We start from the raw sequence: 21,168 nt of genomic DNA on the forward strand, positions 1-21,168 counted from the left end.
TCCCTTAATCTTATATATTTTCTGCAAAAATAATGTAAACTCCACTAATGCCAATTAGGAGAGTTCTCTTCTGCATGTAGATTATTGAATATCATTCGGTTTTTTGTTTTGATCAACTCAATAGGCTCAAGTAAGAGCTTTATCTAGAGTAGAAGATCTGATAGAGTTTGGTCGGAGCACTAAGATTTAATTCACGTGCTCCCTCTGCTTCAAAGTACTCTGCCTCGACAGTTACCCCAGATTTATTCTTCTTGCGGCTCCATAGCCCTACCACTCGTCCATGCTGCAAAATCGTTGGGTAGAATGTGCCATTGGTATAACACGCCTTTTGATGCTGGGCAGGTATGATGAGATCCCGATCTTTGTAGGCAATGATATATTCGTCGAAAGCAGGGAGTAGATGTATACGATCCCTCATGGGTTCTATCACACGATCTAGGCAAGAGCTGTATATGTAATACGTTTGTCCGTCATAGACTTCTCGAATTAGCTCACCCTCTAGGTTGTCGATAGCTTGGCGAGCCTGTCGTGTAGTTAGCCCTGACCACCAAATGAAGTCGGTAAGTTGCGCAGGGCTATGGCTACGGAAGTAGGCTCTAGCCAAACGAGTTATTGCCTCGTCTTCGGAGATCTCTGCAGTCGATGGGACGCATTCGTCTAGCAGGGCGTAGGTAGGTTTGCCTACTCTATCTGCTCCACTACAAATAATCCCTTCTGTTTCAGCAAACATCAATAGGCGATACATCGTCCCAGTAACCAGCCTAATGCCTTCGGACTCAAATAGAGTGTCGAGCTCCTCTTTCGTGAGTCCTCTATTCCCTGCTAGATGTTTCTCGAATAGTCGTATAGCTCGCTTGAATAGATCTTCGGTTAGCCCAAGTGCCTCTAATCTTTTCTTATCTCTAATGACTCTTTGAATGGATGCTCTAGAGAGTTGAGTCATCCAGCGAATGTCTTCGGCTGTGACAAAGTGCCAAGTAGGGCGCATAATGTGCGTTCGTAGGATCTGCCCTTGATCAATCGCTTGCTGTACGATATCTAGCGAAGCCCCCGCTGAAGGTGCTAGGCGCATACCAATAGCCCATTTAGCCATCTCGTAGTGTTGGGCTTGGATAGCGCCGAAATGAGCTACAATATCCGCAGGGCTCTGTACCATTGATTGAGATAGGAGCTGACTTGCTAAGCGAATGGCGTGGAAATCTGTCATGATTGAATCTACTTGGAGGTAAGTGTTGATGAATTTGGTCAAAAATACATAATCCTCCATACCTATACTAAGATATGGAGGATTAGCCATGAGTTTTCTTTCTGTTGATAGCCTCTTCACGCATCTCGCAGGGGATGCGACAGAACGTGCGGATGCGCCCCAACGACGAGCAGATGATGTCTCAATTCACGCATCCCCACGGGATGCGACAGGGTCTGTTTTTGTGGTATGTTGGCTACGACACGTGGTTTCAATTCACGCACCCAAAAGGGCTGAATCCTAGAGTCGGAAGACTCGGAATTCAGCCCTTTGCATTATTCATTCGGCGATAGATTAGCCGAAGTCGTCGAAGTAGAGTGAGCTGCGCTCAACACCAAGATTCTCGAGCATACCCTTAACGGCATTGGCCATTGGGCCGGGACCGCACATGTAGTACTCGATATCCTCTGGAGCCTCGTGCGTGCTGAGGTAGTTATCTAGGATCACCTGATGAATGAAGCCTACATAACCGTCCCAGTTGTCCTCTGGTTGAGGATCGCTCAAGGCAATGTGGAACTTGAAGTTGGGGAAGTTGCGCTCGATCTCACGGAAGTCCTCTTCGTAGAAGATCTCCTTCTTACTACGAGCTCCGTACCAGTAGCTCACCTTACGGCCAGTCTTAACCGTATTGAAGAGGTGCAGAATCTGAGCACGTAGAGGAGCCATACCAGCACCACCACCGATGTAGAGCATTTCGTTATCCGTCTCCTGAATGTGGAAGTCGCCATAAGGACCACTCATCTTGACCTTGTCGCCGGGTTTGAGCGAGAAGATATAGGACGAAGAGATACCGGGAGGTACCTTCATGAAGCCACCCGTAGCACGGTCGAATGGAGGTGTGGCAATACGCACGTTGAGCGTGATGATATTACCCTCGGCTGGATAGTTGGCCATAGAGTAGGCTCGGACTGTTTCCTCCTCATTCTTGACGGTGAGGTCCCACATCTTAAACTTATCCCAGTCCTCGTGGAACTTCTCCTCGATCTGGTAGTCCGAGTACTTGATGTCGTACTTAGGGATCGTGATCTGTGCGTAGCTACCGCTCTTGAAGTTCATCACTTCGCCCTCGGGGAGCTTCACCACAAATTCCTTGATGAAGGTCGATACGTTGCGGTTGGAGATAACTTCGCACTCCCACTCCTTCACACCGAAGACTTCCTCAGGCACGATCACCTTCATGTCCTCCTTGACCTTGGTTTGGCAAGCTAGGCGCCAGTGTTCCTTCTGTTCTCTACGACTAAAGAAGCCCTGCTCGGTAGGGAGGATTTCGCCTCCACCCTCTACCACACGGCAGCGACACTGTCCGCAGCTACCACCACCACCACAGGCGGAGGAGAGGTAGATATTCTGCCCTTGTAGGGTAGAGAGCAATGTGCCACCGATAGCAACATCGGCGTTCATCTCGTCATTGACGTTGAGCTTGACGTTACCCGATGGTACCAATTTGCTCTTGGCCACCAGCAGCGTTAGCACTAGGATCAGCGTAATCAGGAGGAAAACCACTACGCTTATAATGATTACTGTCATTTTCTCTTTACTCTAATAGTTTAATCTGATACTACATCTTCACGCCAGAGAAGCTCAAGAAAGCCAAGCCCATAAGAGCCGTTACGATAAACGTAATCCCTAGACCACGCAGAGGCTTAGGAATATCGGAGTACTGGAGCTTCTCACGGATCGCAGCCATACCTACGATAGCGAGCAACCACCCAATACCAGAGCCTAGACCATACACAGTAGCTTCGCCTACGTTTACGAACTCACGCTGCTGCATGAAGAGCGAACCGCCGAGGATCGCACAGTTTACAGCGATTAGTGGCAGGAAGATACCCAGCGAAGCATACAGAGAAGGACTGAAGCGCTCCACCACCATCTCTACGAGCTGTACGAAAGAGGCGATCACCGCAATGAAGACGATGAGCGAGAGGAAAGAGAGATCGAGCGTTGCATACTCTTCGCCGAGCCAAGAGAGTGCGCCTTCTTTGAAGACATAGTTCTCTAGCATGTAGTTGATAGGCAAGGTGCAAGTCAAGATGAAGATAACAGCTAGACCTAGACCGAAGGAAGTCTTAACGTTCTTGGACACGGCCAAGAATGAACACATCCCTAGGTAATAGGCGAAGATCATATTGTCCACAAAGATGGACTTAAAGAATAAAGCTAATGATTCCATTCTATTATACTATTTATTGGGATGAGGGACTAGTTCTCTTGTAGCTCCTTGTTGCGTGAGCGCTGGATCCAGATGAGTATCGCCACGAGAATGAGTGACATCGGAGGCAAGATCATCAGACCATTATTGACATAACCAAAATCATACACAGCTTGTGGAATAATCTGCATACCGAATAACTGCCCCGTACCGAATAGCTCACGGAAGAAACCAACGGCCACCAATACGATGCCATAGCCAAGACCGTTACCGATACCGTCGAGGAAGCTCTCCCATGGGCCATTACCTAGGGCGAAGGCCTCCAAGCGACCCATCAGAATACAGTTGGTGATGATCAGACCGATAAACACGGAGAGCTGCTTGCTCACATCGTAGGCGAAAGCCTTGAGCACCTCGCTCACGAGTGTTACCAGCGTAGCCACCACTACAAGTTGCACGATGATACGGATACGACCAGGTATCGTTTTGCGCAGCAAGGAGATGATCACGTTGGCGAAAGCTACCACCACCGTCACGGCTAGTGCCATCACGATAGAGGGCTCCAGCTTCACCGTCACGGCTAGAGCCGAGCAGATACCGAGCATCTGCACGAGCACAGGGTTACTCTTACCCAGAGGAGCGAGTAGTGTTTCTTTATTTTTATTGTTCCAGAGAGACATGACTATTGTGCGTTATAAGATTCGAGAAATTTCTGATAAGGCGAGATCGAAGCCTCAAGCATAGCGTGTACCCCATCGCTAGTAAGCGTACCGCCCGAGATACCGTCTACATAGTCTTGGTCGCTAAGCACCTTACCAGCCTTAACCACAGCGATGCTCTTGAACGCACCATCTCTGTAGACTTGCTTACCTACGAATAGATTTGCGAAGGTAGGCGTAGAGATCTCGGCACCTAGCCCCGGAGTTTCGCCCTTGTTGCCGAAGTCTACACCGATTACTGTAGAGTGGTCTGCAGCATCGAGAGCGATGTAGCCCCAGATAGGGCCCCATAGACCAGCACCATTCATCGGCAGAATATAGGCAGTCTTGCCGTCTACCTCTGCGATGTAGAGAGGGAAACCGTCCTCTGCCTTACCTTCCTTGGCGAATACCTTGAAGAGATTCTCAGTATTGAGCTTAAAAGCCTTGCTCTCTGCCTCGGCATCGAACTCCGACTTGACCGATCCGTCTAGGTCTACCAGCAGTTCTTTCTTAATAATAGTCTTGTAGGTCGCCTCTACCTGAGAGATCTCAGGGGTCTGACCGACAGAGCGCAGGATCTGCTGCATCTTGTCAATCTTCTCATTAGCTTGCTGGGCTGGCTTGAGCACTGTGGCGGCACCTGCTAGCAGTACAGCAGCCACGACGACCATAATCGCTGCGTATATAATCGTATATGAATTCTTATCTGTATTCATTTGCTTGATATGTATTAAGCCTTAGACTTAAGCGCACGAGCTAGGCGCTTCTGAGTATTGCGCTCTACGACCATATAGTCAATCAGAGGAGCCATCATATTCATGAAGAGAATAGCAAGCATCATACCCTCGGCATAACCAGCGTTGAGCACACGGATAAATACAGCCATTACTCCGATGAAGAATCCATAGATCCACTTACCTACTTCTGTGCGAGCAGCCGTTACGGGGTCGGTAGCCATGAATACGATACCGAAGGCGAAGCCACCATAGAGCAGGTGCTGTAGCGGTGTGGTCTGCATAGCAATCGTAGTACCGAAAGCGTTGAAGATAGAAGCCATAGCCACTACGCCTGCTACCCCAGAGAGCATAATCTTGTAGCTAGCAATCCCCGTAAAAATGAGGAATAGCGCACCGATGAGGATAGCCAGTGTAGACGTTTCGCCGATAGAACCGGGGATTAGGCCGAAGAAGGCATCTAGATGGCTCAAAGGCTGGCCAAGAGCATCGTGGATGACAGGCACCTCACCCTTGGCCGCAGCAATCTGAGCCAGAGGAGTAGCACCAGAGAACGTGTCCACCACCTTACCAGCGCCAATGCCGAATGTATCGGTCAGACGCACCCATACAGAGTCGCCAGACATGGCAGCAGGATAAGAGAAGAAGAGGAAAGCACGCGTCACTAGAGCCACATTGAATACGTTGTAGCCCGTACCTCCAAACACTTCCTTGGCGAATACCACAGAGAAGGCCGTGGCTACTGCAATCATCCATAGAGGTGTCTCTACTGGGATAATCATAGGGATCAGCATCCCCGTCACAAGGAACCCTTCGGCCACTTCGTGCCCCTTCTTGGAGGCAATGACGAACTCAATACCTAGACCCACCACATAGCTCACAATAATCTGAGGAAGCATAGAGAGCAATCCGTAGACGAACTTGTCTAGGAACCCTACTTCCTGACCAATAGCGAGGTAATGCTGATAGCCCAGATTGTACATACCGAAGAGGAGCGCAGGCATTAGGGCGATAAGCACCATAGACATCGTGCGCTTGCTGTCGATAGCATCGTGTACGTGCACGCCTCGCTTGCTCGTAGTATTGGGGACAAAGAGGAAGGTCTCGAAGGCATCAAATGCCGTGTGGAAAGCCTCCAGCTTACCGCCCTTCTCAAAGGCGGGCTTTATCTTGTCGAGTTGTTTTCTTAGAGCGTTCAAAGTCTTAACTTTTTATAAGTCCAACAATTAATTCATTTCCTTGTACAGCTCATCAAGACCCTGACGAACGATCTGCTGCAGAGGCATCTTGGACGTATCGACAAACTCACACACACAGAAGTCCTCTGGAGCAACCTCGTAGATACCACGATTCTCCATGTCTGTGATGTTGAAGGCAATGATACTCTTGAGCAAGAACTCGGGATAGATGTCTAGGGGGAATACCTTGTCGTACTCGCCACTCATGATCATGGCACGTACCCCACCCTGCAAGCGTGCATCTAGCACATACTCCTTGCTCTTGGGGGTCAGCCAGCTAAAGAAGCTACGGCTCATACTAAACTTACCGAAGCCTGGCAGTGCCCAGCCAAACATATCGTGTACGTCATCGCCCTCGGGGATTACTGTGATTTGGTCACACTGGTAGCTGATGAACTCATGGTCGGCGTCAACCTTAACCCCAGTGAAAACATCTCCGTCGATGACACGCTCATGCTCAGCCTTGATGGCTAGACCCTCGGGGAAAGCCTCTGAGAAACGAGCTCCGGGGAGAAGCTCCATGTAGCCGTGCTGCTTGGCGTCTGATCCAGTAAGAGCTACCGTACGAGAGAAATTAACCTGACCAGTCTTGAGGAAACGACCGATCACAAGCAGATCAGTAGCCTTGAGCGTCCAAACGACTTCCTCCTTATTGATAGGCTTGATGTGGTTGATGAGGGTACCTACCAACCCTGCTGGGTGTGGTCCCGAAACCTCTACACGCTCTACAACCTTGACGCCAGAGAGCGACCCGGGCTTAACACCTAGATAGACCTTGCCAGAGGTTAGCTTCGTCAGAGCATCGAGTGCAAGCTGTAGCTCTGCCTCACGCCCCTTGACGAGGAAGTCAAAGTTGGGGGCAAGCGGAGCGGTGAAGTTGGCCGTCACGAAGATATCACGAGGCGCAACCTCTGGGTTAGCTATGCGGTCGTAGGGACGCTGTTTGAAGAATGCAAAGAGTCCACTCTCGAGCAGAGTAGCGAGGATCTCCTCGCGACTCTTGGAGGTAAGCCCCTGCACATCGAAGGTTTTGAACTCCTGCTGCCCATCGGGTTTGATTTCGATGCTAAGTATCTTGCGCTTGGCTCCACGGTTCACAGCCACCACTTCGCCGCTTACGGGAGAGGTCAGCTTGAGCGCAGGGCTAGCCTTGTGATAAACAATAGGAGTGCCTGCTTGTACTCGGTCACCTACCTGCACTGCAAGTTTGGGAACCAAGCCCACGTAATCGTCGGGGACAATCGCATAGGTCTTGGCTCGACCAGACGAGGCCAGATATTTCTCTGGCGCTTTGCCCTTTAGATTAAGTGTGAGGCCCTTCTTTATTGAAATTACATTTGCCATAACACTGTTTTGAACGTTTTATTTGTGAAAAATAATGCCCACAAAAATACATAATTTTCGGCTATCTATCCCTAATAATAATGACTTGCGCCAGCGACTCTCTCCACGAGTGCCCAAAAACTTGCCCCAAGAGAGCGTTTTGGACAAAAATACTCCGCACCATGGAGGCCAAATAGCGACCATGATGCGGAGCGTTTTGAGGAATGTGTCGGCCAGAGGTGGCAACAAGTGCACCCCGCTCTAGAATCGAAGCCCTACCGTCAGATAAAAATTCATATCCCTGGCACCTAGGCTATTAAGCAGCTTCTTGGTACCCTCAAAGTTATTGACCGAAACGTTGGCCTTGTCCACATTGACAGACAGACGATTCTTAGTGCCAATATCGACTCCTGCCCTCACATAGAGCAGTGCAAGCTCGACAGTGGCAGACCCTCCCAAACCATAGTCAAATTGGCTTAGTTCAAAGGAGTCGATCGTACGCTTGGCAAAGTCGGAGAAGCTAGTAGTCTTCGAGCCTAACTTAATCTCCTCTTTGAGCATATAAGATAGGTAAGGCCCCCCCTCGATAGAGATCCCAATAGCTCGGAAAGGTTTGATCCTAAACCCGAGTGTTAGGGGAACCGAGATAGCATGAGAGGTTAGAGCAACCTGAGCACCTCCAGACTGCAAATGGTCTTGTAGCTCCTTGTCTACTTTGCCCATCCATTCGTGAAACTCGCCGTAGCGTTCGTCCGAGAGGATTCCCTTGAGATTGAGGTCTGCGCCACCACCTTTAATAACCAAACCGGGGGCTAAGTAGAAGATAGACCCTAGCTTCATCTCGTATGCGATGCCGGCACGATAGTTCATCTTCAGTTTGCCGTCATAGTCTGGCTGAGAAAAGGTACTAATACTCATATTGGAGAGCGATGCTCCACCTTCGATACGGAAGGCAGTTTTCTGAGCGACCATAGGGAGTGCTGTGAGCATTAGCCCTAGGCTCAATAATAATTTCTTAATCATAGCGTTTACTTCGTTTTTTAGGATTAAAACAGCTAATGCCACAAATATAATACAATTCAAACAGATGCCTCCTGCCTCAATCCTGCAAGACTAGGCCTACCCAACTGGCTTACCCGACCTGCAGGGAGGACAGACTCATACCTCGGCAACAATAGTACTATGACGAAAATAGGAGAAGCCTATCCTATTCATTCTTCTACTTTTTAGTTAAAAGCTGTTAATTATATACTAAGATATTTGGGCAAATAGAGCAAGGGTTCGTAAGAGAGAGCGAGATCGCTGAAAAGAATTGATGGGAATACTTTTGGAAATTGGAGGACTAACCTGCCGAGGTGTGTCCACCAATCTCAAAGAGTTGATGGGAAGAAATAGACCAAAATACACTAAGCGTGTATAAGACCCCCGAAAAATATTTTTTATAAACCTATATATTAACAACTTACAAAAACCTCGATTAGGGCGGGTATTTTCATCAGCCTAGGGCAAAGTGCCCAAATGAAGGCAAACGCAACCTAGAGCCCGCTGGGAGGCAAATACGCCATCTACCAGTATCGCTGACACAAACAGCAATACTGATACAAAAGAGCCTCTAAGTGTAGGGAAATGTAAATTGCATAATGGGGCAGCACAGCGCTTGGGAGCAGACGGTTTTTATCCGAAGCCAGACAGTATTATCTCGCCCATCTCACTATCTTTGCTCAGGTAAATAAGGAATTTCTATAAAAGATACATGAATAAAAATATCTTACGTATTGCCCTCACTGGGGGGCCATGCGCTGGTAAAACAACGGCTCTAGCCAAGATCATCGAGCGCTTCAGCGACCTCGGCTACTTGGTGTATGCCCTACCCGAAACACCTACGATCTTCAACAACGCCTCGATCGACTTCGGTACACCCGACAAGCAGTACTTCTACAACATAGAGAAGGCCGTGCTCAAGTACCAGATACAGATGGAGGATACCTTCATGGAGCTAGCCCGCTCTGCCAAGCAACCCGTACTGATCATCGCAGACCGTGGGACGATGGATATCTCCGCCTATATGGAGCCAACGATCTGGCAGGCTATGCTCGACGAACTAGGGCTATCGGAAGTCAAGCTCCGTGACGCTCGCTATGATGGTGTGATACACATGGTGACTGCCGCTATCGGCGCCGAGGAGTTCTACACGACAGAGAACAACAGCGCCCGACACGAAGGCATTGAGCAGGCACGAGAGCTGGATAACCGTATCCTGAAGGCATGGACAGGGCACCCCCAGCTACGTATCGTGGAGAATAATGTAGACTTCGATGTCAAGGTCAATAATACCCTGCGTGCCATTCATAGCATCCTCGGCGATACCGATATGCCTACCGAGACAAGACGTAAGATGCAGGTGCGTGTAGTCGGCGAGATCCCCTATGGCGTAGAAGCAGAGATCTACCAAACCTATATCGATCTCGAGGACGGCTCTAGCCTAAGGCTACGTAAGCGTGGGCTGCGTGGCAACTATGTCTACTTCATGAGCGAGAAGCGCAAGAGTAGTGATATGGCAAGCAAAACCATCATCACAGAGCGCCAAATCAGCCCTGACGAATATCTGACTCGCATGAACCGCATCGACCACCAGCAGGCTACGGTAGTGCACAAGATGCGGAAAAGCTTCATTTGGGCTAAGCAGTACTTCGAGCTAGACAGGTTCATAGAGCCAGACTTAGGCTTCCAGCTATTGCAAGTCAAGACTGAGGTCGGGGCAGAGATCAAGCTACCACCGTTCGTTGAGTTGATCGAGGAGGTAAGCGAAGATCCTCTGTACGAGAGATTATAAGTATATTTGCCGTTGGTGTGTCATCTGCACAAGTTGTGGGGCTATCTGTGTCGCTGGCCCAGCTCTAGCCGACACAGCCCTACAATTGGGGCGTACGATGGCGCAGGGTGACGGCAGCTGCGAGCCAAATGTATCTTGTCGCTCCGTCATTTGCTTGTCTTTTTGCTTACTTATTAACTATAATGTCATCTATGAAAAGACTGTTATGCACGCTTGCTTGCTTGAGCTGTATGAGCCTAGCAACAGCACAGAAGACGGTAACCGTGGGCAACGAGGAGCTAAGGATCCGATTTGATGGCCGACTCACGTACGACGGAGCGGTTTACCTCCCCCAGACCGATGTGAGCCAACTACAACACGCCTCCGAACCATTTAGATTCTCTAACGGTGCCAACCTCACACAGATGCGCCTAGGCCTGCACGCCATGTTGGGTAATAAGTGGAGCGGTCGCTTCGATGCCAACTACTCCGATCGCAAAGTAGCGATGACAGACGCAGCCCTCTTTTGGCACATCGATCAGGGCTCCAAGCTCATCATGGGTTACTTCAAAGACCCCGTGAGTATGGAAAACAACACTGCTTCCAAGTATTTGAGTGTCGCCACTCCTATGGCGGTAGGTATGCTCACCAGTGGTGAGCGATACATCGGGGTGACGTATGCCCGCTGGGGCAAACAGTATTGGCTCTCGGCTGGAGCCTATGCTGGCTCCTTAGCAGGAGCCCACCTGCCTAGAGCCAACCGAGGCAACGACGGTTATGGCATCAGTGCGAGAGCAGCCTATGTACCTATCGACAACGACTACACGACCCTACACATCGGGGCCTATAGCCGCTTTAGAGTACCCGACGGTGTGGCTGGGCAGATCAACATCGGCACACTACCCGAGTCTACGATAGACAGCCGTCGCTTCGTCACGACTACGATTAGTGGCGTGGAGAACTACTTACTGGGTGGGCTAGAGGCAGCCTTCAAGTTCGACAAACTATTCATCACGAGTGAGTATCTTTTCAATCGGTACAACTACAAAGAGCGAGGACATTCGTTCGTTAGTGGCTGGACCGTTACGGGCTCCTACATGCTTCTAGGCAAGCAGCGCAAATACATCAAGGGCGAAGCCGTCTTTAATCCCGTGGGCAACCTAGACCACAGAGGAGGGCTAGAGATCATCGGTCGCCTCGGTGCTGTAAACCTCAATGACATCGAAAAGAAGTTCTACGGCGGTCAGGCCTTTGCCGCTATGCTTGGGCTTAACTGGTACCCACGTGCCAATCTGCTCTTTGGTATCGGCTACACCTATCTAGATCACGACATGCACGCCACGGCAGGCGGAATGATTACGCCCCAGCCTCTGGACGGTGTAGACTTCCACACACTACAAGTCAGAGCCCAGATGATCTTCTAGGCACTTATATGTACCAAAAGACAGTGGGGAGTATCGAGTACTCGATACTCCCCACTGTCTTTTGACTATTTAATGTTACTTACCGAAGCGAGCCTTGAGCGTCTGTATCATGTCTAGGCTCATACTATCTAGGTCGTACTCTGGCTTCCAGTCCCATTCGGCTCGTGCACATGAGTCATCTAGAGAGTTGGGCCAGCTCTCGGCAATACCTTGTCTTAGCGGATCCACCTCGTAGGTCACTTCTAGCTCTGGCACCAGCTTCTTGACCGCTGCAGCTATCTCCTCGGGAGCAAAGCTCATGGCTGCTATATTGAAGGAATTGCGGTGCACCAGCCTAGAGGGGTTGGCCTCCATCAGATCCATACAAGCCCTCAGCGCATCGGGCATATACATCATATCCATATATGTACCGGGCTTAATAGGACAAGTAAACTTACCCTCCTTGACCGCTGCATAGTAGATATCCACAGCATAGTCCGTAGTACCTCCTCCCGGAGGTGCCACATTGGAGATAAGCCCGGGGAATCGTACAGATCGGGTATCTACACCAAACCTCTTGAAGTAATAATCGCTAAGAAGTTCTCCCGAAACCTTGGTCACGCCATACATCGTCTTGGGGCGCTGTATGGTATCCTGAGGAGTTTTGTCTTTGGGTGTTTCTGGGCCAAAAGCACCTATGGAGCTAGGAGTGAAGACTGCACAACCCAGTTCACGTGCCACCTCGAGGGTATTGAAGAGCCCGCCTAGGCCAATCTGCCAAGCCAGCTGTGGCTTCTGCTCGGCCACTGCACTCAGCAGAGCCGCCAGATTGTAGATCGTATCGACCTGATACTTCTTAACGACATCGGCTATTTGCTGCGCATTGGTTATATCAACGATCTCTGCAGGACCCGACTCGAGTAGCTCCCCTTTGGGAGGCATCGAAGGAATATACCCCGCAACGACATGATCATTACCGTAGCACTTACGCAGAGCCATGGCAAGCTCTGTACCAATCTGCCCCGTAGACCCGATGATTAGAATGTTTTTCATACCTAATCTGTACTGATATGATGAATAATTGAGTTGATTATGGCTGACGCCGTATAGTTAAAAACCAATTTTAGATGCCATTATTTACCTCGCTGGAGTAGGTGTGTATAGATGATCAATTGCGCTTCTCCAAGCGCTGTACCCAAGTTCTCTCAGGGGTGCTCAGACGCAACACATATAACCCCGAAGCAAGTCTAGAGAGGTCGAGCTCACGATTGCCCTCCGAGAGTTCTGTGCTCTGCACACGACGCCCCGACAGGTCGAATATCTCTACATAGAGCACTCCCTCTGGAGCATTGGCGATGTGCGCCACAGCGTAGGCTGGGTTAGGGTAAACCTGTGGGCTCTGGCGAGCGTGTAGCAAATCAATGCTAGTGATCTTATCTAGATTTTTGAAGCTAACGTATCTGCGTGGTGTAGTGGCCGACCATACATCTACCCAAGCCTCGCCCACGAGTGCTTCTACATGCAACTCATACTCTCTTCCCTCTTTGAGAGAGAGCGTCTTGAATGGAATGCGCACCTTGGACCTAGAGGACTTTAGGAAGAGATTTCTCTTGATAGATACACCTTCTTTTTGCCCTAGATCTACCCACGTATTGTCCTGCATATCTAGCAAGCGATAGCGAATAGTCCCTGCATAGTCTGCTCCAAAGTTGCGCACCTCAATGCCGATATCAATCTTATCATACTTGACTACCGCCATATCTAGGATATCGGACTCTATAACCTTACCATCTTGGAAGAAGTCGAAAGAACCTGCACCCTGATCTACATACTCAAGTATTGACTGCTCCTCTTGTGCCAAAACCTCTATCTGATAGGGCTCACGAGTACCACTTATGGCATATGTCTGAGCTGGTATGGCCTGACCCGTAAGATCCTCCGTGGGGAGGGTTACGAAGCAGAAGTCTACATTGTAGCGTCCAGGCTTGATTTTACCTCGTGTAGAGAGGCCATAGGAGTAGAGTCTATGGCTTTTCGCATACCCATAGAAATCAATAGGGGTCGTAAAAACAGTATCAATAGGCGCCTTGCCGGGCTCGCTGAAGATGAGCCCGACTGAGCCAGATATATGACGAGGCGATGAGTTATAAATCTCTAGAGAAGTCGAGCCAGAGCGCCCTAGCACAATGCGATAGACTTCCTTGGGCTGGCTAGTCAGTTTGAGTCTAGGTTTATGCCCAGCATCAACCAAGCTCAGGCTACCTGCTTCGGCCTCGATCTCGATACGATTGGCAGCTCCTATAGGCAGCCATGCTCCCTTAGGTTGCTTATTGGAGGTAGAAACGACCTCTTGGCTGACAGCCCTCAAAGTATATACTCCATCTACGAGCTCTATGCCGTTTAGGTCTACGGCAAGCCTTATCTGCGCAGGGACATACATGTACATATCCACATCGTATGCGACATCGGCACCCGTGAAGACACGCAGTTGCTCGTCCTTGTCATTGTAGAGCGCTACACCTAGGCGACCAGTATAGGAGGGGACAGAGAGATTGGCAACCTGCATGTACTGTACCGTGATTATCTTCTTGTCCCAATCGGTAGCTGGCTGTACCAAAGACATCATGGACTGCGTGAAGCTCAGTCTGGGCTGTAAATCGAGAGGCGTAACTCCCTCTTTGCCTTTGGGGCGAGTGAAAATAAAGAACTGGGCTTGATTAAATTTACCGCCTCCACCACCGATACCAAGACCTTGGGGGTTCATGAAGTTGAGCTCATAGTAGCCATCGCTCAGACCACCCCAGCCCCAGTTCACGTGGACATATCCATTCTCGTCATATCCATCGATGACCCAAGCGTGTCCGCCGAGAGCTCCAACGCCGGTCATCAAAACAGGGTAGCCGTTATCAAACTCTTTTTTGAGCGAGGAGAGCACATAATCCTCGTCGGAGGAGTCACGAATGATCGCATGAGTTTGATAGCCGAAGTGGTTGCGGAAAGCCTTCTCGGCGTCCGAAATGAAGGCACCACTCTCTCTAGGAGTATAACCCATATTGACCGCAACCCCAGCATCCCTCATCAACAGAGCTACAGCCTTGGCCGACTCTGCCGTCCAACCGTCTTGACCATTGTCCCGTCTATAGACATCTTGCATATTGCTCCAGTCATAGGTAGACTTACTAAAGTCTACGGACTGTCTAGGATAATAGAATCTAGCCCCGGGAGCAGCCTTGTACTGTGGCTGATAAGAATTGGAACCCTCACCCTGCTCTGGCCACTTATGGAAGTACATAATCTGAGCCATCGCCGTGGCCAGACACCCCGTGGGTGCATGGGCAGAGCCGACGCTAGGGGTCATATTGTTGTAGGGTTCATCTTGGTTCCACACAGACTTAACGAGTGGAGCCACTACTGGTTTGGGGTATCTAGATAGGTTGCGTAGGCTCCTACTATCTCCTAAGCCAGAGGTCGCAGCACGCAGCTGCTTCACACGCCTCTCATAGTGCTTGAGTAGCGCTGCCAACTGCTCAGGCATATTTGCGACATCTACATATCCTCTATCCGAGTAACCAATGACAGCAGGCAAATTGTCATCACCAGAAACGATAACAAAGCCCTGCTTACGCACATCATTGAAGATGTAGTAGCTCTGAGCTTGCCCACTCATTTCTTCGGCTATAGCACTGCGTAGCTGACTGCTATGGTCCACTTCAACAAAGCGAATAGCTATCTTCAAGGCTTCCCTACGCCCCACAGGTCCCGCCGCTGCACTCCAGCCAATAGCTAGCCACAGCAATAGGGATAAGTAGAATTTCATTTTCATGATCCGAACTGATGATTTGTACAGATGATTGACATGAACGATTCATTTATCGCTCCGAAGTTAGTGATTTCTAACTAAAAGATGTCGAAGTAGTAGATATTTTCTTATTCACCGCTCCTGACAACCAGCATTGTTGCTTCATCTACGTTCCACAAGGCTTGCGATAGGCTATAAATCAGATATTCCACACAGCAAATAATAAGCACATGACAGCAGCTGAATGCTACATTGCTAACAAAGTTTAGCTCAGGTCACATACCTCATTATGCTCTCTACAGCCTCAGCACCTTACATTTTTCGTATTCTGACGACACACAAAAAAGGGCTGTGGACAAAATCAGATTGTACCACAGCCCTAGGATATTTGCCGTCTAGGCATACTAGCCAACGGCTACAAACGAACTAGCTACTTGAGCCCTCTTGCCTTCATAAGGCTCTCAATTTTGGGCTCAGAGAGGCCTGTCATGTCTTGGAAAATTACATTCAGATCCTTGGAGTTGCCTCGAGATAGGATCAGATCTCTTAGACGCTGTCCGTTCTCACGAGTGAAGCCTCCGTTCTCTAGGAACCAGTCGTACGTATTATTGTCTAGTACCTCAGCCCATAGGTAGGCATAGTACCCAGCAGAGTACCCACCACCCATGCTATGGCGGAAGTAAGTACTGCGGTAGCGTGGGGGGATCTGCGCATTGAGCATTCCCATATTCTTGAGGGCTTCGCTCTCAAACTTAGCCACATCGCTCACCTCACTCTGGCCATCTCGCATATGCCAAGCCATATCAATTACCACCGCTGCGATATTCTCACCCAGAGCATAGGCTTGATTAAACTTGGCCGCTGCATTCATACGCTCTACTAGCTCTGCAGGAATGGGTTCGCCAGTCTTATAGTGCTTGGCATAGTTCCTCAGCACTTCGGGGTGAGTAGCCCAATGTTCGTGGAACTGAGAGGGCATCTCAACAAAGTCACGTGCTACACTGGTACCAGAGAGCTTGGTGTACTTCTGGTCAGCAAAGAGACCGTGTAGACCATGCCCAAATTCATGGAATAGGGTCGTCACCTCGTCCATATTAAGTAGAGTAGGCTCGCCACCAACTGGAGGAGCATAGTTGCACACATTATAGACTACTGGCTTTCTGCCCAGTAGGTGGGATTGCTCTACCCAGTTACTCATCCATGCCCCGCCACTTTTCGTTGGGCGACGATAGTAGTCGGTGTAGAAAATTGCAATCTTATCACCCTTCTCATCGAGCAAATCATAGACTTTGACATGATCGGCGTAGACGGGCAGATCATGGCGCTCTACAAAGTCCACTCCATAGAGCTGCTTGGCCACAAAGAACAAGCCATTCTTAACCACACTATCCAAAGCGAAGTAAGGTTTGATGTCGTTCTCGTCTAGATCGTAGCGCTGCTTACGGAGTTTTTCGGCGTAGTAATCCCAGTCCCAAGCCTCAAGCTTGAAGTCGGGCCCCTCTGTCTTGCGGGCGAAAGCCTCTAGATCGGCAGCATCAGCCTGTGCCTTGGGAGCATATGCCTCAACGAGCTTATGGATAAAGCTGTACACATGCTCTGGCTTGCTGGCCATTTGATCCTTCAGGCCCCAGCTAGCATAGTTGTCGAACCCTAGAATACGAGCTTTCTCTGCTCTTAGTCGTGTAATATCTAGAACAATCTGGCGAGTATCATTAGCATCGCCACGCTCACCACGCATCATAGACGCCTCGAGCAGACGGCGACGCAAATCACGATTGTTGAGCTCAGGCAAATAAGCAGAGCGTGTCGTATTCTGTATGTTGAGCAGATACTTGCCTGTGTGTCCAGCCTGCTCGGCATCTTGTTTAGCTTGAGCAATTGAAGCAGGCGACAACCCATCTAGCTCGGCCTCCGTATCAACAAGAATACCTGCCGCCTGCGTACCGTCCTTGACTAAATTATTGAACTTGGTAGTCAAGATGCTTAGCTCTTCATTGACCTTCTTCAGTTGCTCCTTACCCTCGGCAGTAAGATTGGCGCCTTGTTTAACGAAGTCGTTGTAGGTAATCTCTAGCAAACGAGCATCTTCGCCCTCAAGCTTATGCATTTGTTGTTCATAAACAGTCTTGACACGCTGAAATAGCCTATCATTGAGAACGATAGCATCTAAGTGCTTCGTAATCAGAGGCGTTACTTCTTCCTCTATTTTTCTGATTTCGTCCGTTGCATTAGCTCCCGCCAAGCCAGAGAAAACAGTTGAGGTACGCTCAAGCAATAGACCAGCCCGCTGTAGAGGCACAAGGGTATTCTCGAAAGTAGGCACCTCGAGGTTATTGACAATAGAGTCGATCTCTGCCAGATGCTGCCTCATACCTTCAACGAAAGCAGGCATAAAGTGCTCAGGCCTGATCTGATCAAAAGCAGGAGCTCCAAACTCCAACGTATTCTCTATGAGGAGGGGATTTCCCTCTAGAGAAGAATTGGACTTCTTCTCTCCTTGACAAGCTGCAAGCATAGCTGCTAAACTTAGTGTAATGATTAATTTCTTCATAATGCGATTAACAAAATAGCAATACCCAAAATACGAGAACAAATATAAGCATTTGCCAGATGAAGCACTCAACCTCGCTCTCTCTATACACCTATAAACAAGCTAATACGAAGGACGGCGTGTCGAAATGCAAGTTTCGTCACGCCACCCCTATTGTACTCCTCCTTAGCTTAAGCTATATTATTAACATTGTAACACAACCTCTCCTATTTCCGCTTCTTGGCATACCGACCATAAAAGGGAGCATCTCCTCTATTCTGCCCTTTGCGAGCCTTGCGGGCGCTAGATCGTTCGTCACTCCAGCTATCTGCATCGGAGCGTCTACCACGACGTTCTCTACGCTCGAATCCTCTATCCGAACCTCTAGAAGCCTTGCGCTCCACTCTAGGCGAAACACCTCTAGAACTACGCACCGCCGTCGGAGCTTTGTCTGCAAACTCAACAGAGATACGTCTACCCTCAACCTCGTAGCGATTCATGCTATCTACAATCTCTTGTGCATCATGCTCGTCTACATCGAAGAAAGAGAAGCGAGGCAAAAGATCAATCTTACCTATCTTGACGCGTCCCGGCACACACTTATTGATCAGTTCAATAAGCTTATTGGGGAACATACGATCCATCTTACCAAAGTTGATAAACAGACGCGTCATACCGGGTTCGGCTCCACGCTCACACTTGGTCTTGCTGCTCTCGGCGCTGCGCTCTAGGCGTCCCTTATCATCGGCCTCCTCGATTTCATCTACACTCTCATAGTAGTCGAGCAGACGACGAAACTCCATCAACATTAGGCGACGCAATAGCTCCTCCTTATCGAGCCAATCAAGCTTGCGCACGATGCCCGGTAAGAAAGCCTCAAGTGTTGCGTCCTCTGTCATATCAACTCGCTCAATACGGTCGGCAAGGTTGTATAGTTGCTTCTCACAAATGTCACGGCCGCTCGGAATGTGTACACGCTCAATCTTACTATTGATAATGCGCTCAATATCCTTGAGCCTACCACGCTCACGACTATGACAGATAGCGATGGATAGCCCCGTCTTACCTGCACGTGCCGTACGTCCGGATCTGTGCGTATAGCTCTCGATATCATCGGGCAGACCATAGTGAATGACATGAGTAAGGTCATTGACATCTAGGCCACGAGCCGCTACATCGGTGGCTACGAGAATCTGCAAATTCCGAATACGGAACTTCTGCATCACATAGTCACGCTGCGCCTGACTGAGCTCCCCATGAAGCGAATCGGCATTGTAGCCATCTTTGATGAGTTGGTCGGCAATTTCTTGTGTTTCCTTGCGAGTGCGGCAGAAGACGATACCATATATATTAGGATAGTAGTCTGCAATACGCTTGAGGGCAAGATACTTGTGGCGTGCAGCTACCATATAATAGACATGCTTGATATTAGCATTGCCTTCGTTCTTATTACCTACCACGATCTCCTGTGGGTTGCGCATGTAGGACTTAGCGATAGAAGTGATCTCTTTTGGCATCGTAGCCGAGAAAAGCAAGAGGTGGCGTTCCTCTGGTACATGAGCCAAAATAGTCTTGAGGCTATCGGCAAAACCCATATTGAGCATCTCATCCGCTTCGTCCAGAATAACAGTACGTACTTCGGCAAGTGATGCCGCACCACGCTCCATCAAATCTATCAGACGACCGGGGGTAGCTACTATGACTTCGACCCCACGCTTGAGGGTACGGATCTGAGCTTCGATGGACGAACCTCCGTAGACCGGAAGGACACGAACATTGGGTAGATATTTACTGTAAGCTACTAGGTCGTCGGCTATCTGCAAACAGAGCTCACGTGTAGGGCAGAGCACCAAGGCTCTTGGTGCGGCTGATGATTCGGCATACTCCGACAGCTTCTGCAAGAGCGGAAGTCCAAAGGCTGCCGTCTTACCTGTCCCAGTCTGCGCCAAAGCTACTAGGTCGATAGGATTACCCAAAAGATAAGGGATTACAGCCTCCTGTACGGGCATAGGCTGAGTGTAGCCAAGCTCAGAAACGGCTTGGCAGATAGGCGTAGATACGCCCAATTCTTCAAATGTTTTCAATTGTCTTCGTTATATGAATAATTATACGCCCTCGGCTCGGCCATCATCTCAATGGCGGGCACCGAACACGAAGAACTGATACGCCCTTAAATAAGCGACTAGATAATATAGATATGGGACAAAATACCTCGGTCCTAAAGACAAACTCACGTCTGTCTTTACTTACTATTCCTTGCTTCCTCTCGGCTCTTAGCCCCAAGATAACCTCCATGATGCCGCAACGCATACTCGTGATGGCCAAATCCGATGCGCTGCATCACGCTTACGACAAGCAAATCTCCTAGCACGGTCATAACCGTAGTACTAGTCGTTGGGGTCAGCCCTAGAGGGCATATCTCGGGCGGATTACCTGTCGAGAGGCATACATCCACCATACTGGCTAGTGGACTATCCACCTTGCCAGTGATAAGTATAGTAGGTATATCTGGTATCATTTGCCGCGCCAGCTCTACGAGCTCGAACACCTCACGGGTCTTACCCGAGTTGCTGATGATCAGCAAGACATCTCCGGGACAAACCATACCCAGATCACCATGTTGGGCCTCGCTAGGATGCACGAAGTAGGCTGGTGTACCGGTAGAGCTAAATGTCGTAGCGATATTCAGAGCGATTTGTCCAGCCTTACCCATACCCGAGGTAATCAAGCGACCTCTCCCCTCGTGTATATACTCAAGGATAATGCCGATGGCTCTCTCGTAATCATTAGTTTGAGGAATGGACTGTAGTGCTTTGATTTCCGCCTCCAACATATCGGAGATGGCATACTGGCGAGGTTGATTGACTTGCATACCAATTCTTTTAACTATCACAAAGGTACTCTTTTTATCCCCGCTTGCCAAATTAAGTACGAAATGGTCTACTCTCACGAATCCTTGTGAAGAAGTAGACAAGGCAAAAGCACAAGAAAGGAGAGAGAAATACAACCTTAAAATAGTGTAGCAACAAGACAAATAGGCCAAATAAGATCGGCCATAATTACCCAAAGAAGCCAAAGCACGGGGAGAAAGCGAGGTAGCTCCGAAAGGCAAGGAAAGGGAATAGAATGCCCCTCCCTTGGTCCTTTGCTAGCTCTATAAACGAGAAGAGGGAGTCAGCCTTACGACTAACTCCCCCCCTACTAAAACTGGCGGCTACCTACTCTCCCAC

The 21,168-nt window shown here is 49.3% G+C and carries 15 protein-coding genes; 2 read left to right on the forward strand and 13 right to left on the reverse strand.

Going from position 1 to position 21,168, the window contains the following annotated elements; genetic code table 11:
• Positions 1 to 139: 139 nt before the first annotated feature.
• From HQ48_RS07995 to HQ48_RS08030, 8 genes are all read right to left on the reverse strand, one after another.
• A complete protein-coding gene (locus HQ48_RS07995) occupies positions 140 to 1,297 on the reverse strand; it encodes a winged helix DNA-binding domain-containing protein (RefSeq protein ID WP_052409028.1) in 1,158 nt (385 codons plus the stop codon).
• Positions 1,298 to 1,540: 243 nt separating this feature from the next.
• Positions 1,541 to 2,773: an NADH:ubiquinone reductase (Na(+)-transporting) subunit F gene (gene nqrF, locus HQ48_RS08000; RefSeq protein WP_044233000.1), complete on the reverse strand. Its 1,233-nt coding sequence runs from the start codon at positions 2,771 to 2,773 to the stop codon at positions 1,541 to 1,543.
• A 31-nt stretch (positions 2,774 to 2,804) separates the two neighbouring features.
• On the reverse strand, positions 2,805 to 3,419 hold the full coding sequence (nqrE, locus tag HQ48_RS08005; RefSeq protein ID WP_044190160.1) for an NADH:ubiquinone reductase (Na(+)-transporting) subunit E: 615 nt from the start codon (positions 3,417 to 3,419) through the stop codon (positions 2,805 to 2,807).
• A gap of 29 nt (positions 3,420 to 3,448) precedes the next feature.
• Complete coding sequence (locus HQ48_RS08010) at positions 3,449 to 4,078, reverse strand: NADH:ubiquinone reductase (Na(+)-transporting) subunit D (RefSeq protein WP_044190157.1); 630 nt, start codon at positions 4,076 to 4,078, stop codon at positions 3,449 to 3,451.
• Positions 4,079 to 4,080: 2 nt separating this feature from the next.
• The gene (gene nqrC / locus HQ48_RS08015) at positions 4,081 to 4,815 is read right to left on the reverse strand and encodes an NADH:ubiquinone reductase (Na(+)-transporting) subunit C (RefSeq protein WP_044190153.1); all 735 of its coding nucleotides are present in this window, start codon (positions 4,813 to 4,815) and stop codon (positions 4,081 to 4,083) included.
• Positions 4,816 to 4,829: 14 nt separating this feature from the next.
• A complete protein-coding gene (locus tag HQ48_RS08020; protein ID WP_044233002.1) occupies positions 4,830 to 6,032 on the reverse strand; it encodes an NADH:ubiquinone reductase (Na(+)-transporting) subunit B in 1,203 nt (400 codons plus the stop codon).
• Between the two features lie 27 nt (positions 6,033 to 6,059).
• Positions 6,060 to 7,415, reverse strand: coding sequence for a Na(+)-translocating NADH-quinone reductase subunit A (locus HQ48_RS08025; protein ID WP_044233004.1), 1,356 nt, complete (start codon positions 7,413 to 7,415; stop codon positions 6,060 to 6,062).
• 240 nt (positions 7,416 to 7,655) lie between these two features.
• The gene (locus HQ48_RS08030; protein ID WP_081969767.1) at positions 7,656 to 8,417 is read right to left on the reverse strand and encodes a porin family protein; all 762 of its coding nucleotides are present in this window, start codon (positions 8,415 to 8,417) and stop codon (positions 7,656 to 7,658) included.
• Positions 8,418 to 9,147: 730 nt separating this feature from the next.
• On the opposite strand from HQ48_RS08030, the gene HQ48_RS08035 reads away from it, so the two are divergent.
• Positions 9,148 to 10,227 (forward strand): ATP-binding protein, encoded by a 1,080-nt coding sequence (locus HQ48_RS08035; protein WP_044190144.1) that lies wholly within the window; start codon positions 9,148 to 9,150, stop codon positions 10,225 to 10,227.
• Positions 10,228 to 10,418: 191 nt separating this feature from the next.
• Positions 10,419 to 11,630, forward strand: a complete 1,212-nt coding sequence (locus tag HQ48_RS08040; protein WP_160225968.1) for a porin — start codon at positions 10,419 to 10,421, stop codon at positions 11,628 to 11,630.
• A gap of 75 nt (positions 11,631 to 11,705) precedes the next feature.
• Here HQ48_RS08040 and HQ48_RS08045 read toward each other — a convergent pair whose 3' ends face one another.
• From HQ48_RS08045 to HQ48_RS08065, 5 genes are all read right to left on the reverse strand, one after another.
• Positions 11,706 to 12,662 carry an L-threonine 3-dehydrogenase gene (locus tag HQ48_RS08045; protein WP_044233010.1) on the reverse strand — a complete coding sequence of 319 codons (957 nt, stop codon included), beginning with the start codon at positions 12,660 to 12,662 and terminating at the stop codon, positions 11,706 to 11,708.
• Positions 12,663 to 12,777: 115 nt separating this feature from the next.
• Positions 12,778 to 15,426 carry a thiol protease/hemagglutinin PrtT gene (locus HQ48_RS08050; protein WP_044233012.1) on the reverse strand — a complete coding sequence of 883 codons (2,649 nt, stop codon included), beginning with the start codon at positions 15,424 to 15,426 and terminating at the stop codon, positions 12,778 to 12,780.
• Between the two features lie 412 nt (positions 15,427 to 15,838).
• Positions 15,839 to 17,959 carry a M3 family metallopeptidase gene (locus tag HQ48_RS08055; protein ID WP_235300216.1) on the reverse strand — a complete coding sequence of 707 codons (2,121 nt, stop codon included), beginning with the start codon at positions 17,957 to 17,959 and terminating at the stop codon, positions 15,839 to 15,841.
• Between the two features lie 206 nt (positions 17,960 to 18,165).
• Positions 18,166 to 20,022, reverse strand: a complete 1,857-nt coding sequence (locus HQ48_RS08060; protein ID WP_044233016.1) for a DEAD/DEAH box helicase — start codon at positions 20,020 to 20,022, stop codon at positions 18,166 to 18,168.
• A gap of 158 nt (positions 20,023 to 20,180) precedes the next feature.
• Positions 20,181 to 20,810 (reverse strand): SIS domain-containing protein, encoded by a 630-nt coding sequence (locus tag HQ48_RS08065; RefSeq protein WP_044233018.1) that lies wholly within the window; start codon positions 20,808 to 20,810, stop codon positions 20,181 to 20,183.
• Positions 20,811 to 21,168: the final 358 nt, after the last annotated feature.

It is taken from the genome of Porphyromonas sp. COT-290 OH3588 (genome assembly GCF_000769075.1).
Taxonomy (GTDB): domain Bacteria; phylum Bacteroidota; class Bacteroidia; order Bacteroidales; family Porphyromonadaceae; genus Porphyromonas.